The following is a 16,595-nucleotide window of genomic DNA, read 5'->3' on the forward strand; positions in this document are numbered from 1 at the left end:
CGGTTCCGTCAAAGGTATGGAATACGCCGGCTCCCAGGGAATCTGCATCAATAGCGGCGACGGCTTTTACTTTGCTTAAGTTTTCTTTTGGAGACATGTATTTAACCAACTTATTAATGTCGCGTTTTGTATTGATTACAACCACGCAGCCGTCCTTACACCCTTTTAGAATATCATTGCCTTTTACCAATGTTTCTTCGGCCAGTACAACGATATCAGGACGATAATTCTCATACTCGTAATACGTCTCGATTGGCTCTGGGCTTATACGGGCATAGCTCTTAACGGGAACGTTGATCCGGTCAGGCAAATCAACATAGTTGTCGAAGAATTGATTGTACTTTCCTTCGAGGCTACCAGCCTTGGCTAGCAGGGTAGCACTATCACGTGCTTCTTTGGCTAGGGTTACTCCCCTTGTCCATACTGTTACTTCCTGCATTTTGGCGTCTACAGCAACCGCCAGTGTCATTTTCTCTCCCCCTTTATTTTCTTGAGTTTGGTCAATAATGACCTTGTGTCACTACCTTGTGTCCTTTGCTACCACCCCCGTTGGCAGAAAATCCGCCGTTATTTTTTTAGACACTTGACGCAGACCATAGCTGAAGTCCTCGCCTACAATTTTAAAATCGCCGGACTCTGCAGCTACACTTTGCGTTTGGCTAACATAACGCTTCATAGCTGACATGGATGCGTATTTGCAAATAGCCTCAATATCAGATCCTGTCGCACCCTCGGTAGCATCTGCCAAGTCATTTAAATGAACATCATCGGCTAACGGGAATTTGTTAGTGTGAATGCTAAATATTTCTAATCGCTCTGTTTTACAGGGCATTGGCAATTCAACGATATAGTCAAATCTTCCTGGACGCATAAGTGCGGGGTCAACCATATCAGGCCGGTTGGTCGCTGCAACCACAATCACATTGGCGCTATCCATTAAACTATCAAGCTCTAATAGCAGCTGGCTTACCAGGCGGTCAGTTCCATTTCTGTCTGTTACCGCCCGGACAGGCGCCAGGGCGTCAACTTCGTCAAAAAACAAAATACAAGGAGCAATCTGTTTAGCCCGTTTAAAAATTAACCGTAATCCTTTTTCGGCTTCACCAAACCAACGCGAATTGAGTGTAGCGGCATCTACGGATATAAAATGAGCTTCACTGGAACTGGCTAATGCTTTTACTAAAAGGGTCTTACCGGTTCCGGGTTTTCCTGTCAGTAAGAATCCCTTGGGCATGTTGTATTTAATTTCTTTAAACAGTTCGGCATGCTGCAAAGGCATTTCAATCATGGCCTGCAAATTTTTTTTGATCTCATCCAGCCCGCCAACCTGCTCCCATCTGGTATTAGGCCGTTCCGAGAAAAACTCTCTGGTAGCGGTCGGTTCTACTTCCTGGAAGGCTGCATAAAAATCGTTCATACTAATCGTCAGTTTTGCCAACTCTTCTTCTTGGAGTTCTGCTGTAAAATCAATAGCCGGCAATAACCTGCGCACAGCGTTCATTCCGGCTTCCTTGCAAAGGATGGCAATATCGGCACCTACAAAGCCATGCGTCATTTGCGCCAGTTTCTCTAAGTTAACGGTAGAATCAATTCTCATGGAGCGGGTATGTATTTTTAATATTTTCAATCTTCCGAATCTGTCGGGCGGATTAATTGATAATTCGCGGTCAAATCTTCCCGGACGCCGCAGAGCGGGATCCACCATATCCGGTACATTTGTAGCGCCAATAACGATAACCTGGCCCCGGTTCTTGAGTCCATCCATCAAAGCCAATAACTGGGCGACAACCCGTTTTTCAACATCGCCGATTACATCTGTTCGTCTAGGAGCAATCGCATCAATTTCATCAATAAAGATGATTGCCGGCGCCCGTCTTTGCGCGGTTTCAAATATTTCTCTTAGACGTGCTTCACTTTCTCCATAAAACTTATTGATAATTTCGGGGCCATTCACATGCATAAATGTGGCATTGGTTTCACTGGCTACCGCTCTGGCTGTCAACGTTTTACCTGTTCCGGGCGGACCGTACAGTAATACTCCCTTAGGCGCTTCAACTCCTAATTGTCTGAAAATCTCGGGGTATTTCAGCGGCAGCTCGACCATTTCACGAATACGCTGCAGTTCTTTATCAAGACCACCGACATCTTCATAAGAAGCCCGCAGACTTCTATCTTCCGAAGCATCGGCTTTAGTCACTTTAAGCTTGGTGGCATTATTAACGATTACCGGTCCCTGTGGTGCTGTGCCAATAACGGTGAAGTACTGGCTTCTGGCGCCCGCAAGATTAACCTTGACCTTATCACCGGTAACAAACACAAGTCCACTTAGTACTCGTTCCAGATGTTTAATGTCCTGAGCGTCACTAAAATCAATTGTGACATCCAATGGGCTTAACACCAAAGTATGGGCCGGTTGACGTACCGTCTTTTTTACTGTGATCCTTTCATCTATACCAACGCCTGCATTTTCTCTGATAATCGATTCAACTTGCGCGATATTTTGATTCTTAAATTGACTAAAACAGGGAACTATTTTGGCGACTGTTGTTTTTCGGCCTTGAATTTCGACAATATCACCAATAATAACTTCCAGCTTTTCCATTTCGGCATTATCAATCCTGATATATCCCATACCGACATCTTCTGGCATAGCATCGGCAACTCTAAAGGATAGGGTCTTTTCCATAATAGATGATATCCTCCTTTAGACGGTGATCTTTCGGAATAATCTTACAGTTTCAATTATAGAATACTTGGCACTGCTTGGCTACTATATGGTAAATAAGGATAATTTTGTTAATATAGTTCACGGAAAATTCAAATAAATGGATATAAAAAAACATGCCGTTAGTGGCATGTTCATAATAGACACCATAAAAATCGTAGGCCTAAAGATAAAGAGAAACTTAGGCGGATTAAGCGCCTAGTTTCTCTTTTTTGTGATTTAGCGTACAGGTTTGCGTTAAGCGGTTATTGTAAATTCCCAAAACTATCACGCTTCAAATGTTAGCAGAATACCCTAATAGTAAATAGAAACTTTTTATTTCTACAAGCGGATGGTGTAATATGGTTAGAATTGGTTTGGTAGGCTGTGGTGCCTGGGGATTTAATTATATCAACACTTTATGTTTTATACCGGAAGTAAAGCTTCAAAGTATATGCGATATAAAAGAAGAATCGCTGCAAAAGGTCAGAAAAAATTACCCCAATATAAGAACAACCACCGACTACCGTGAACTCTTGAATGATGACCAGTTGGACGGTGTTATCATTGCAACACCACCTCATAGTCACTTTTCCATTGCAGCAGAATTTTTATCGCAACACAAGGCGGTGCTGGTGGAAAAACCGTGCACTCTTTCCTACCATGAAGCAGATGCCTTAATTAAACTGGCTGAGAAAAAGAATATCATTTTAATGGTAGGGCATTTAATGGAATACCACCCGGTAGTTTTTAGAATGCAAGAGCACATTAGTCAGGGACGGCTGGGACAGTTGAGATATATCTTCCTGGAACGTACCAGTCTTGGAAAAATTCGCAATGAAGTTAGTGTGCACTGGGATCTTACTGTACATGATCTTTCCATGGTCAGATACTTGGTTAACAAGAATCCGAGATGGGTATCTGCATATGGCGTAAGCTATCAGCAACAAAACATTTATGACCTAGTTAGCATTATTATGGAATTTCCTGGTGACTTGTTTGTACAAATTCACGCAAACCGGATCAGTCCAATTAAAAAACGACAGGCGGTAATTGCCGGCGATCAGATGACAGCAGTCTTTGACGATGTCAAAGATGCCGATAAGTTACAGCTAATATCTCATAGCAACGAGATTATTGTGCCCATGTTTGAAAAAAGCTTGCCGTTAACCAACCAGTGCAGGCATTTTGTTGACTGTATAAAAACCAAGTTACCTCCAAGGACCGGGTCCGCAGATATTCTCTGGGTAATGAAGGTGACGGAGCTGGTGGAACAATCGCTCTTAGCCAACGGAGCAAAACTTTATTGGAATGGGAACGGTGAAACAAATGTTAAAGATAGAGGTATATAACCAAGCTTGTCAACAAGCTTGGGATAATTTTGTCGGAGCCTCCCGGAACGGTACGTTTATGCAGCAGCGAACTTTTTTAAACTATCACCCGCCGGACCGGTTTGTCGATTGTTCCTTGATGGCTTATAACGCCCACGGAAAATTAATTGCTGTAATACCTGCAGCGCAAAAAATGGCAGGTCAAAAAAAGGTGTTCTCTTCTTATCCCGGTGCTTCACACGGCGGAATCATTGTTGATCAAAAGTTTGGCACCTCCGAAGCAATGGCCCTGGTACCCTTATTAACCGAATACTGTAAGTCTAATCACTTTAACGCTATCGAAATCAAAATGATTCCTCGCATTTATCATTTTTGGCCTAGCGATGAAATAGACTTTGCCTTACGATATTATGGCTTTTCCATAGGCAGTTCCGAATTAGCCACAGCATTGCCTTTAAAAGAACTTATTGATCCTTCCGATTACCTGATCGAGAGTACGCAAAGAAATATTCGTAAAGCGCAAAGGCTCGGAGTTACCATCGAAGAAAGTAATGATTTAACAACGTATTGGCGTATTCTTACCAATAACCTTAAAGAAAGACATGATGCAGAGCCCACCCATACTTTAGCGGAAATCCTTGATTTAACAAATAGGTATCCCCAGTCCATAAAGCTCTTCGCCGCTTTTCGGCAAGGCGAAATGGTTAGCGGTGTAGTCGTATTTCTGCTTAACAGCCGTGTTATTAACTGTTTCTACATTGCCAGTAACAATCAATACCAGAGCCTGCGCTCTGTGGAACTATTATTTTACAAATTAATTAGCTGGGGTATGGAAAAGGACTATTATTACTTGGATTGGGGTATTTCCACTGAAGACAAAGGGGCAAGGATAAATCAGGGGCTCTTCGAGTTTAAAGAAAAATTCGGCGGGCGGGGGGTACTGCGGGAAATGTATTATCTTGATTTATAAACGGAGGCGATTTTGTGAAGATACTTTTTATTGATGTGGATGACCAGTATTTACTGGGATTACCTCCCGGTTTTGAACAAAACGGGTGTGAAGTAAAAATATTAAAAGATATCGTAGAAGAAGAACTGGAGCAATTATTGGCGGAATATCAGCCAGATCTTGTGTTCACTGCCGGATGGACGAAAATACACACTGATTCCAGACTGAAAATATTAGGGGAGATGGTGGAGAAATACCACTTAACGCATGCCTACTGGGCGACGGAAGATCCCCGCTGGACGTATGAATGGTCATTACCCTATATTAAAGCAACTAAGCCGGAATATATTTTTACAATTGACCGGGAATCAGTAGCCTTTTACAATCGTCTTGGCTTTAAGGCTTATTATTTGCCCTGGGCTTGTAATCCGAAGTTTCACCGGCCTGCCGAACCTATAGAAAAGTACAAATGCGATATCGCCGTTGTAGCCACCGCCGGGATAACCTGGAGTTCCTACCGCCGGGACAGCGCCCGGATATTATTAAAACCACTGGTGGAAAGGGGCTACAATGTAGCCATTTGGGGTAAGCGCTGGGATACCCTGGACCCGGATATTGTTGGCTTTAATGTAGATTCCCGACACCTGCGGGGGAAATTATCCTATCTGGAAACAAATCGTGTTTACAGTTCGGCTAAAATAATTCTCGGGTTTCAAAACGTAGTCACAGAGCTAACCTCACGCACCTACGAGATTATGGGCGCCCGGGGATTCCTCCTGGCACCGGCTACTACTGCCGTTTTAGAAAAGTTTGAACCAGGAAAACATTTGGTCATTACCCGTTCGGAAGATGAAACCCTGCGTATGGTGGATTTTTACCTGGAGCAGGATGAAAAGAGAAAGGAAATTGCGTTAGCCGGTCAGCGAGAAGTATATTCTTACCACAATACGTACGAGGACAGGGCTGCACAAATCCTTAAGTTTACTGGCTTAAGGCAGGTTAAATCATGCAGAAAACGATAAAACAAACAGCTAGTTGTACTGGCATTGGCATTACCGGTCAAACAGATTGCACAGTAACGTTTCAGCCGGCGCCACCCGATACCGGAATTGTCTTTATCCGGAAAGATTTGCCGGGGCAACCGGAGGTTCCATGCCGGCCGGAATATGCACGGGTAGACGCCCGCTGGACTTCATTGGTTAACAACGATATACGCATTGACCATACGGAACATCTGCTGGCTGCCATTGCCGGACTGGGCCTGGATAATTTGAAGGTTAGCTTAAGCAGCCCGTTTATCCCTGTGGTAAGCAGCTTCAGCAGCCGGGATTTTGTGCAAGCTCTTTTAAAGGCAGAACTTGTCTTACAAGATAGGCCCAAAAGATGCTTTCGTGTCAAAGAACCGGTTTGCATTGTAAACTCATTTTTTCATCAAGAGAAGCGTTATGACCGGTTCCTGCTGGCATTACCTGCACCTGAGCTAATCCTCACATACCTGCTTGATTACCCGGATAAAGAAATTCCCACCCAGTTAGCCCAGTTTTCCTTTGCCAACTCGTTGGACTTTGCTTCCGAGCTGGCGACAGCAAGATCATATATCACGGAAGGTGAATATGAAACAGTTGCCAAATTAATTGGGAAAAATATGGAGGACTGTCTTGTCATAACAAAAGGTCCCCTAAATTTGCAATGGGATAACGAACCGGCAAGGCATAAGGTACTAGATCTGCTGGGCGACATTCATACCATGGGACGGCCCGTAAAGGGTCACTTTATTGGCATCAGAACAGGACACAAAGACAATAATCAGCTATGTCAGAAATTAAAGATGCAAGTTAAGGAGGCGTTGTAACCATGATTCCCCACGTGAAACTCCAGTTAGGCAAAGAAGAGGAAGAGCGGGTAATAGAAGTGTTGCGCAGCGGTATGTTGGCAGCAGGCAGCTATGTTCAGGAGTTTGAAGATGAGTTCAAGCGGTATCATGATTCCCAGTATGGCATTGCTACTTCCTCCGGTACAACCGCCCTACATGTAATCTTAGAGGCTATGGGTATCGGCACCGGCGATAAGGTCATAACTACCCCCTTTTCCTTTATTGCTACGGCTAACGCCATTTTGTACACAGGGGCCACCCCGATTTTTGCTGATATCGATCCGGTAACATATAATCTTTCGCCCGCCGCACTGGCTAAAGCGGTGAAGGACCACCCGGAAGCCAAAGCTGTGATCGTGGTTCATCTGTTTGGGTTACCGGCAGATATGGATGCAATTTCAGAGATTGCAAACAAAAATAATCTCATCGTCCTGGAAGATTGTGCCCAGGCCCACGGAGCTATGTATCACGGTCAAAAGGTCGGTACTTTGGGCAAAGCCTCAGCCTTTAGTTTTTACCCCAGCAAAAATATAACTTCCGGTGAAGGCGGTATGGTATTAACCGATGACCCAACGATCGCAGAAAAGGTAAGAATATTAGTTAATCAAGGTCAACGCCGGCGTTACTATCATGAAATGGTGGGATATAACTACCGAATGACCAATATTCATGCAGCGATTGGGCTAGAGCAGCTAAAAAAATTAGCTCTATATAACCAGAAAAGAATAGCGAACGCCAAATTCTACGATGACCACATTGTCAATCCGTGTATCCAAAAGCCGGTGTCACCACCCGATAGAAAGCATGTTTATCATCAATATACCTTAAAAGTAAAAAATAGAGACGCTTTAACAGCCCACCTGGATGCTAACGGTATTGGCTATGGCATTCACTACCCGTTAATAATACCAGCCCAGCCAGCTTATAAAAACTTAGCGACCTGTTCAGGTACCTGGCCGGTAGCAGAAGACCTGGCTGACTGCTGTATTTCAATACCTGTTCACCCGGCCCTTTCCCTGAGTGAATTAACAACCATTGTAGAAGTAATGAATCATTACCGTTGAGGGGGCTTGCACATGATTATTAGCGGACATCAACCGAACTACCTGCCATGGCTGGGGTATTTTCATAAAATGATGTCCTGTGATTTGTTTGTCATCCTGGATGATGTGCTTCTTGCGAGAAGAGAAGTTACTAAAAGAAACAAAATAAAGGGTCCGGAGGGAGAACGCTTATTAAGCGTACAGGTGAGTAGAAAAAAGAGCTTAATTAAAGATGCGGCTCTTCAAAATGATTTTCCCTGGAACTTAAACCATTGGGGTTCATTACAAACTTGCTATGCCCGTTCTCCCTATTGGGAGAAATACAAAAACTTATTTTTCCCTATTTATGAAAACCCAGGGGAACTGCTGGCTGACCTGAACCTGCGGCTGATCCATGTTGTTCGGGAAATTTTAGAAATCAAGACGCCAATGATACGATCTTCCGCAATCCCTGGAATTGAAGGAAATAAAGGCGACCGTATCATTAGTCTATGTAAACAATGTAAAGCCGATATCTATCTCTCCGGTAACGGAGCCCGCGCCTATAATGACGAGGCGGCCTTTGCCAGAAACAACATTCAACTGGTTTACCAGGAATTTGAACATCCTGTTTACCCACAGCTGTGGGGAGACTTCCTGCCAAATTTGTCGGCAGTGGATTTGATATTTAACTGTGGTCCTAGTAGTAAGGATTATCTTACCAAGCAGGTGATCATGTGAAAAAAATAAACGTATTGATATCGGGTTCCGGGTCTCTTTATGGAGTAGCCATCATTCAATCTTTACTGAAATCAGATTTATCCCTAAATCTGGTGGCCTGTGATACCAGTGCCCGCACCTTAGGTCTATACTTGGCGCATCAGGCCTATATCGTCCCCCCTGCCCACCAGGAGGAATTATATTTAACCAGCGTGTTAAATATAATTGCCAAGGAAAATATACATGCTATTTTTGTTGCTTCCTCCCATGAGCTTGCTTTTTATAGCCATAATAAACTTGATGTTGAAAAAAAGACCGGAGTCAAAGTGTTTACCAATTTACCCGAAACAATGAATATATGTAATGATAAATGGCTTACAGTAAACTTTCTTAAGGAAAATGGCTTTTATTTTCCTGTTACCATTCGCTATCCGGAAGATCAGGACAAAATCGATGAATTTATTAAAGAAGTACAGTTTCCCATCGTAATTAAACCGCGACAAGGTGCCGGATCACAGGGCTTATACATTGCTAATCAATATGAAAATATCCACCAGCTGCTTGAAAACAAACAAGACATTATTCTTCAGCAATATTTGCCTGATGACTGCGGGGAATTTACAACCGGTATTTGTACGGGGACTAACGGCCGGGTCCTTTCCGGGATAACCCTAAAAAGATACTTGCAAGAAGGCATGACTATGTCGGCAGATGCAGATGATTTCACGGAGATCACAGACTACTGCAAAGAAGTAGCCGAGGTTCTAAAACCTTACGGACCGTGCAATTTTCAATTGCGTCTTCTCAATGGTAAACCCTATATTTTCGAAATCAATCCTCGCTTCAGCAGTTCCACGGGAATGCGCTCGTTATTAGGCGTTAATGAGGCGGAAATTTTATTAAGAGCAGAAGTACTGGGCGAAACAATTCGTCAAAATAAAATTTTAAAATGCAGTGTAATTCGACAGTATAGCGATTATCTTGTACCAACCGAAAAAATCATTATGCTGCAAAAGGGAATCCATATGGAGCATAATAACTAACGAAGGTCTCTTTTCAGTATAGACTTTAGTCTGTTGTTGAATGAACAAAACAAAAAACCACCAGCTATGCGGTGGGTAATAAAAATAATATAAAAACTCACCAAATTCTTATAATAGAATGGTGATTGTCAGATCTATACAGTATCCAATAAAGATTTGTCGGCATGGTGTTAGTAAAAGCGGAAGTCAAATGCCAGCGGTGGAGCGTTACTAACACCATGTCCTAAAAACTTTGTTTACCGCCAAAGCGCCTTGCTTGCAGGTCTTTAGCAGCTATATTACGAATGCATCATCCTTACTGTATTTATGTAATGGCCTTCCTACCGGCCCATACGAAAGGACCCCTTTTAGCCAGCCATTATCATATAAATAGTTTAAATAGCGCCGGGCAGTCACTCTTGAAATTCCGACAAGTTTTGCTATTTCACTTGCTGTAAAATAATCAGGTTGTTTGTCGATGGTTGTTAAAACAGATTCCAGGGTTGCTTTATCTAGCCCTTTCGGAATACTATCTTTTAAATCATCAAGGCTATTGGGAACGCTCTTTTCCGCTGCTGTTCCCTTTAATCCGTCAATATCATTCTGGCACAGATGCTGCGTATGGTTAATCCGTTCAATATACTGCAAATAATTTTTCAGGGCCTTTTTGAATCGCTGAATGGAAAACGGTTTGACAATATAATCAACTACGCCACACTGCATTCCCTGCTGAATAGTTTCCGAACGGTGGTCGGCCGTAACTAAAATAACGTCAATGTTAATTCCCTCGGCCCTTATCCGCCGCAATAAATCAATTCCATTTTCCCCCGGCATAAAAATATCCAGAATGACTAGCTGTGGCTTCGCACTGACGATCAGGTCATAGCCATCAGCCGCATTTGCCGCTTGTCCGGCTAAACGAAAGCCCTTCACCTGACTTATATACTGTCGATGAAGTTCCAAGACCATAGGATCGTCCTCAACAATTACAATATCAATTCCCATTTCCGGTTCCTCCTCACTTAGTAAGTTTCCGGTTACCGTACTGGTATCTTTATAGTAAATGTACTTCCTTCATCTTCGGATGACTGAACAGAAATTGTCCCGCCGCAATTTCTTACCTCCTGCAGGACTAAAGCAAGGCCTACACCCCTGCTCCCCTGTTTGGTGGAAAAACCACGCTGATAAATTTTTTTCCGATAAGGTTCCGGTATGCCTGTGCCTAAATCACCGACTCTTATTGTGAGATACTTTTTCCCTTCATAGAGATAAACATGAATAACCCGCCGCTCAGCCGGCAGGTTGGCCACAGCCTCCATGGCATTTGTGATAAGATTGCCAAGCACGGTGACCATAGACACATCACTAAAGCCCTGTGGGAGTGCGAACAACTTACTGTGAGAATTAAGCCGCAGGGAAATCCCCTGCTCACTGGACTGACTAATCTTCCCAATAATCAGTCCGGCAGTCGCCTGATCTTTAATTCGCCGGACAATCGTGCTAACCATATCCTGCTGTGTTTTATAGGTCAAAGCAATTAATTCAACAACCTTATCATATTGTTTCATTTGAATTAATCCGGAAATCGCATGCAGTTTATTGACAAACTCATGCGATTGTGCCCGCATGGATTCCAGCAGGCTCCTTAGTCCCACCAGTTCTTCTGCCAATACCTTAACATCCTGCTTATCACGAAAAGTGGCAATCGCACCGATTATGGCGTCATTGACAATAAGCGGAACCCGGTTGGTAATAATAACCTTCTTGCCGACTTCCTGCTCTTGGTCATATTCAGGCTGACCGGTTCTTATCACAATAGGCAGATGGGAATTGGGCAAAACTTCCCAAATATGTTTACCGATAATATCATCCTGATGGCCTAGCAGACGCTGAGCCTCAGTATTCACCAAGTTAATATAACCGTCAGCATTAACGGCAAGAACGCCTTCCCGTATGCAGTGCATAATGGCGCGATTTTGCTCCAAAATAACATTTACCTGATGGATATGCTGTTGAAGTTTAAAATCGGCGTCACCGTACAACTGCGCATTGTGAACCGCAATCGCCGCATGACTTGCAAAAGTTTCCAGTAATTTCTGGTCAACAGGCGATATATTCTGGATAGACCGAAAACCGATAATCAACACGCCGATAGCCAGTTCATGCAAATATAGTTTGATAACCTTTACTCTAAATAAACTTTCTTTTTTAAAAACTTCTTTCATGGACTCTGACAATAAATCTTTATACTCAATATCCATCAACCGCGTTGTGTCAATGATCGTTTCGGAAATTGCGGTAGAGGAACAAGCGTCATGCCAGCCGGTTGTAATAGGCGCATGTAGTTTATGATGTTCATCCAGCAGTAAAATACTGCCACAATCGGCCTTAAACAACCGGATCGCACTTGTTACGATAAAGTCTAAAACTTCGTGAAGATCAAGCGAAGAAGTAAGATACACAGCGATCTCATTAACGGCTCTTAACTGCTCGAACTGTTTGTAAACTATTTCTTCATACAGCGTGAAAAAATATTCTGAAACATATACCCTGGTTCTGTCCAACAACGAATCAACTTGACGCCGATAAATATTAAGACTAACCAAATCATCTTTGAGATAAAAGGACATGGCATCTTTAATCGATTTTTCATATAAATCAAAAATCAACATGATATCGGACAGCTTGATACCTTGTTCAAGCCATAATTTGCAAACTTGACTGATATATACTCTAATGGCTGTAAATGATTCCGTGCGAATTGATTGGATAATGGCATCCGTTAATTGAACAATTTTTTCTACTAAATCGTCTCTCGGCATTTTGAGATACGAAACCGGCTGTCCTTCCATCTCCAATTCACAAATTGTGCCTGTATTGGTTTCCTGCTGGATCGATTCAATGATTGAGACTAAGCAAGTCATTTAATCACCTGCTTCGTTTTTTTTTGTTACTTTATTTTTTTTTGTTATCGTTTGTTGACTAAACAACACTCAATATTTATTATATAACTAAATTACATCATTTTCCATAATATTTTCAGATTGATCAGATTATTTTTACAAAAGCTACTTTAATTATCCTAATATGTAATATTTTGTAACTTTATAAGGAGGCGGTTTTTATGGATGCCTATCAAGCACTGGAACAGCTGATTGCGGGTAATAGACGATATGTCTCTGAAAAGTACGCAAAAGCGGACATAGGAATCAAAAAACGCTCTGAACTAGCCCAAGGCCAAGAACCTTTTGCCATCATTCTTGGCTGCTCTGATTCCCGAATTCCCCCGGAAATTGTGTTTGATCAAGGCTTAGGCCAGTTATTCGTCGTGCGAACAGCCGGGCAGGTAGTTGATGCCGTTGTGCTTGGAAGTATTGAATATGCCGTAGAACACCTTGATGTACGGCTGATTGTAGTCATGGGGCATCAAGACTGCGGCGCCGTTAAAGCAGCACTGGAAAGCAGCCAAGGCCCCTGGCACATTGATTCGCTCATTCAGTCTATCACACCTGCTGTTGAAACAGCCAAAAACTGCGCCGGCGAATTGCTGCCAAACGCAATTAAGGCTAATATTGAGCAGACGGTTGAAAAACTGCAATCTGCCAGCCCGCTTTTAAAAAAAGCGATTACTACTAAGGGATTGCAAATTGTTGGCGCTGTACAAAATATCAGCAAGGGCAGTGTAACTTTGCTTATCTGACCCTTATCACGAAATAAACTTTACGATAACATAGCTAAATTTTTATTATTATCATACATATGGGCTGTGGGAGAACTTAGCGAAAGTCGCCCCACAGCCGTTTTTTATAAGATACTAAACTTGAAATCTCCCGGTAACACTGCTTAATCTTTCCGCCATTTTAGCCAAGGCCTGACTGGAAGAAGCAACTTCCTGGGTTGCCGCCGACTGCTCCTCAGTCGCTGCAGAAACGGTTTGGGTTTGTTCCAAAATATTTCGGCTTGTTTGCTCAACTCCGCGAACCACCCCGACAATTTGATTACTATGCGCAGAAAGCTCCTGCATTGTCTTGGATATTGCTTGGACTTTATTTCCTACCTCTTCAATCAAAGCGACAATCTCCTGGAACATATCGCCAGACCCATGTACAAGCCGGGCACCGCGTTTTACCTCTGTTGTTCCCTGCTCCATGGCTACTACTGCTTTATCAGTATCTTTTCGTATCTGGCTGATAAGCCCGGCGATTTGTTTAGCTGCTGCCTGTGATTGTTCGGCGAGTTTCCGGACTTCATCAGCAACCACAGCAAACCCTTTTCCCTGTTCACCCGCCCGGGCCGCTTCGATGGCTGCGTTCAGAGCCAGTAAATTGGTCTGAGCGGCAATATTCGCTATGACACTTACAATTTCGCCAATTTCCTCAGAACGCTCGCCAAGTGCGCTAATCACATGCGATGATTCCGTTACCGTCTTTTCAATACAGCCCATCTGGCCAATGGCCGTCTCAACCGCTTCGTTACCTGTATGCGCCGCCTGAGTGGTTTTTTCGGTATCCGCCACAGCCTCACTAATATGTAAGGAAATTTTCTCAATTGCCGCTGCTATTCCTTCGACCGAGCCTAACGATTCACTTACGGATTCCAACTGATTTTGCGATGCCTGCGAAACATCAGTAATAGAAGAAACCACCTGGCTAGCAGCCGTGGCAGACTGTTCGGCATTTGCGGTTAGCTGTTCAGATGCGGCCGCCACCTGTCCTGTTTCTTCAATAACTTGTCCTATTAGCTGGCGTAATTTAGCCATCATACTGTTAAATTCCCTGCCTAACTGGCCAACTTCATCTTTAGAACAGCTATCTACCTGCTGGGTGAGGTTGCCGCCGGCTACGGCGCGTACTTTTGTTACCAGCACATAAAGCGGCTTGGCTATCACTTTGGCAACCAGCCATCCGAAAAGACAAGCCACTAGAGCAGTGCCTATCGTTATCCCAATAACTATATTAGCTACCCGGCTAAAATCGGCATTTCCCTGTAAATTGGATTCTTCGGCCTGTTGCTTGTTATAATCAATGAGTTCCCGCCTTAACTGAGTGGCTTTCTCAAACACCGGTGCACTATTGCAATATAGTGTATAAGCCTCTTCTTGTTTCCCCGTTGTAACAAGCTTTATAATATCCTCTCTGGCTTGTCGGTACTGGATCAAACCGGCTTCCAAATCACTTAGTTTATTGGCCTGATAGAGGTCAATCCCTGTTGTTTTATACTCTGCCTGCAGCTTATTAATAGCCGCCGTATTATTTTTAATTTTATTGATAACTACCTGTTGTTTACCCTCGTCTTTTGCTAAGATTAACTCCAGCAGTTTAGATTCGGAGTCTTTACTTAATAACCGGACCTCACCCAGCAGTTGGACTGGCACTAATCGTTCTTGATACATAACTGCCATTTCCTGGCTTAATGCCCGGGCTGAATATAGCCCCACCAGGCCCACGCCCGTCAGGCAAACAATCATAAAGGCAATTAGGCAATAAATTTTTGCAGCTGTTTTTAAATTTCTAAACATGCTAATCCCCCCGTCTTTTCCCATATACCTGCAATTCAGCAATGTAGCCACTCGTGTCATTTACATTACCCGACTATTGGGCTCTATACAGAGTGTCAACGAGGACCAGAAAGAGTATAAATACCGTACATTATTGTCCAAAACTGGAATACAGCCCAATAGAAAGACTTCGCACTATGCGAAGTCTTTTACTCCTTACTCTAAGGCAAAATGCTCATTGTCATCAATATGTATCCAATTATAGCAAACGGCATATTCTGCTAAGGACTCGTCAGACCCCACCTGCCTGGGAGCATTCAGTTTGGCCCTGGCCTCTTCCAAAGTCGTAATATTGCCGCGTACAGAAAAAATTCCGTAAGACATATCATCCATAAAAATATGAAAACGTGTTGTTCCATATTCACTGCCTTGCCCTTGTCCCTCATACATAATATCCGCCAGGGAGCCGGTGGGCGCTTTAACCGATTCTACGACGATCATTCCCTTTTCTAGCTTTGTCATTACATGCATCCCTCCTATTCTCTGTTACCATTATTATACAATAACGGTCATGTTACGCGCTATTTTAATAAATAAAGTACATCGATATTTTTTGAATTTTGTGAAAGTAAATGTTCTATCCCATTATGCGAAGGGCGAATCACTGACTCTCATTACAAAGGAAACTACCGTTACTATGGGTAAAAAATTAGGAAATGCCGTTTAACCGGCATTCCCTAATTTTTATTTTTTTGTCACTAAAGGAACTAAACAGGCAAGCGTAAAGATCACGTAGGATAAATTAATTAACCCGGTGTTATTGCTGACGCCGCCCTGGTGGGCCAGAAAAAAGCCTATCCAAAACCCCCAAAAAGCAGCATTCATTAAGGGCGCACGATATCTTTTCCGCCAAGACACCGGTGTGTTGGCCGCATTAAGATTCGGATTTGTATTCGGCACAGGATTTGTACTCATACCAATACCTCCTTTGCATATTTCGCGAACGTACTCATTTAAGGCAGGTCCTTAAACAGCATGCAAGCAAATATCCAGGCGTTAATGCCCACAAGCAGCGAAATGATAATACAATAAGGTATTGTCCGGTTCATAACTTCGCCTTCACGACCCTCAAGACCAACAGTTGCTGAACCAATCAATACTTTTGACGGGGCAATAGCGCAGCCTACCGCACCCCCAACCGACTGGACGGCGCACATAATCACCGTACTAATTCCCAGCACCTTGGCCGTCTCCAGCTGCAGCGCGCCAAACATGACGTTCGAGTTGGTGTTACTGCCGGTCAAAAATGACCCTAATACGCCAATATACGGTGAGAATACAGGGAACAACATACCAGTAGAGTTAGCAATCCCTTGGGCCAGTAAGTTTGTCATACCCGTATCGTTCATGATTAATGCCATCATAACCATGGTCGTGATCCCAATACTGGTCGGAACACATTGGTTGACCGTAGCTT

16 protein-coding genes are annotated in these 16,595 nt (G+C 43.3%); 8 read left to right on the forward strand and 8 right to left on the reverse strand.

Features of this window, described 5'->3' with window-relative positions; genetic code table 11:
• A partial coding sequence (locus BLR65_RS27060; RefSeq protein WP_093797374.1) for a 2-oxoacid:acceptor oxidoreductase family protein occupies positions 1 to 469 on the reverse strand: 469 nt, incomplete at its 3' end.
• A gap of 51 nt (positions 470 to 520) precedes the next feature.
• Positions 521 to 2,686: a CDC48 family AAA ATPase gene (locus tag BLR65_RS27065; protein ID WP_093797691.1), complete on the reverse strand. Its 2,166-nt coding sequence runs from the start codon at positions 2,684 to 2,686 to the stop codon at positions 521 to 523.
• 380 nt (positions 2,687 to 3,066) lie between these two features.
• Between BLR65_RS27065 and BLR65_RS27070 the strand changes: the two genes are divergently transcribed.
• The 7 genes from BLR65_RS27070 to BLR65_RS27100 are packed head-to-tail and all read left to right on the forward strand — an operon-like array spanning position 3,067 to position 9,642.
• On the forward strand, positions 3,067 to 4,056 hold the full coding sequence (locus BLR65_RS27070) for a Gfo/Idh/MocA family protein (RefSeq protein ID WP_093797693.1): 990 nt from the start codon (positions 3,067 to 3,069) through the stop codon (positions 4,054 to 4,056).
• On the forward strand, positions 4,034 to 5,005 hold the full coding sequence (locus tag BLR65_RS27075; RefSeq protein ID WP_169716750.1) for a GNAT family N-acetyltransferase: 972 nt from the start codon (positions 4,034 to 4,036) through the stop codon (positions 5,003 to 5,005). The genes BLR65_RS27070 and BLR65_RS27075 overlap by 23 nt, the downstream gene beginning before the upstream one ends.
• A 14-nt stretch (positions 5,006 to 5,019) precedes the next feature.
• The gene (locus BLR65_RS27080) at positions 5,020 to 6,006 is read left to right on the forward strand and encodes a CgeB family protein (protein WP_093797697.1); all 987 of its coding nucleotides are present in this window, start codon (positions 5,020 to 5,022) and stop codon (positions 6,004 to 6,006) included.
• Positions 5,991 to 6,836 (forward strand): UDP-3-O-acyl-N-acetylglucosamine deacetylase, encoded by an 846-nt coding sequence (locus tag BLR65_RS27085; protein WP_093797699.1) that lies wholly within the window; start codon positions 5,991 to 5,993, stop codon positions 6,834 to 6,836. Before BLR65_RS27080 ends, BLR65_RS27085 begins: the two co-directional genes overlap by 16 nt.
• A 2-nt stretch (positions 6,837 to 6,838) precedes the next feature.
• The gene (locus tag BLR65_RS27090) at positions 6,839 to 7,921 is read left to right on the forward strand and encodes a DegT/DnrJ/EryC1/StrS family aminotransferase (protein ID WP_093797701.1); all 1,083 of its coding nucleotides are present in this window, start codon (positions 6,839 to 6,841) and stop codon (positions 7,919 to 7,921) included.
• 12 nt (positions 7,922 to 7,933) lie between these two features.
• Positions 7,934 to 8,620: a WbqC family protein gene (locus BLR65_RS27095; protein ID WP_093797703.1), complete on the forward strand. Its 687-nt coding sequence runs from the start codon at positions 7,934 to 7,936 to the stop codon at positions 8,618 to 8,620.
• On the forward strand, positions 8,617 to 9,642 hold the full coding sequence (locus BLR65_RS27100) for an ATP-grasp domain-containing protein (protein ID WP_093797705.1): 1,026 nt from the start codon (positions 8,617 to 8,619) through the stop codon (positions 9,640 to 9,642). Before BLR65_RS27095 ends, BLR65_RS27100 begins: the two co-directional genes overlap by 4 nt.
• Before the next feature lie 273 nt (positions 9,643 to 9,915).
• Here the strand turns inward: BLR65_RS27100 and BLR65_RS27105 are convergent, their stop codons facing one another.
• Complete coding sequence (locus tag BLR65_RS27105; protein WP_093797707.1) at positions 9,916 to 10,626, reverse strand: response regulator; 711 nt, start codon at positions 10,624 to 10,626, stop codon at positions 9,916 to 9,918.
• Positions 10,627 to 10,658: 32 nt separating this feature from the next.
• Positions 10,659 to 12,545 carry an ATP-binding protein gene (locus tag BLR65_RS27110; RefSeq protein WP_093797709.1) on the reverse strand — a complete coding sequence of 629 codons (1,887 nt, stop codon included), beginning with the start codon at positions 12,543 to 12,545 and terminating at the stop codon, positions 10,659 to 10,661.
• A gap of 200 nt (positions 12,546 to 12,745) precedes the next feature.
• Here BLR65_RS27110 and BLR65_RS27115 point away from each other — a divergent pair, with 200 nt between their 5' ends.
• Complete coding sequence (locus BLR65_RS27115; protein ID WP_093797711.1) at positions 12,746 to 13,321, forward strand: carbonic anhydrase; 576 nt, start codon at positions 12,746 to 12,748, stop codon at positions 13,319 to 13,321.
• 114 nt (positions 13,322 to 13,435) lie between these two features.
• Here the strand turns inward: BLR65_RS27115 and BLR65_RS27120 are convergent, their stop codons facing one another.
• The 4 genes from BLR65_RS27120 to BLR65_RS27135 form a co-directional block, all read right to left on the reverse strand.
• A complete protein-coding gene (locus BLR65_RS27120) occupies positions 13,436 to 15,139 on the reverse strand; it encodes a methyl-accepting chemotaxis protein (protein ID WP_169716751.1) in 1,704 nt (567 codons plus the stop codon).
• A 195-nt stretch (positions 15,140 to 15,334) separates the two neighbouring features.
• Entirely contained in the window at positions 15,335 to 15,640 is a 306-nt protein-coding gene (locus tag BLR65_RS27125; RefSeq protein ID WP_093797715.1) for a hypothetical protein, read from the reverse strand.
• Between the two features lie 222 nt (positions 15,641 to 15,862).
• A complete protein-coding gene (locus tag BLR65_RS27130; RefSeq protein WP_093797717.1) occupies positions 15,863 to 16,093 on the reverse strand; it encodes a hypothetical protein in 231 nt (76 codons plus the stop codon).
• Positions 16,094 to 16,131: 38 nt separating this feature from the next.
• Positions 16,132 to 16,595 (reverse strand): L-lactate permease (locus BLR65_RS27135; RefSeq protein ID WP_143122671.1); only part of this gene is annotated, 464 nt, incomplete at its 5' end.

This window comes from Sporomusa acidovorans, assembly GCF_900101845.1.
Taxonomy (GTDB): Bacteria; Bacillota; Negativicutes; order Sporomusales; family Sporomusaceae; genus Sporomusa; species Sporomusa acidovorans.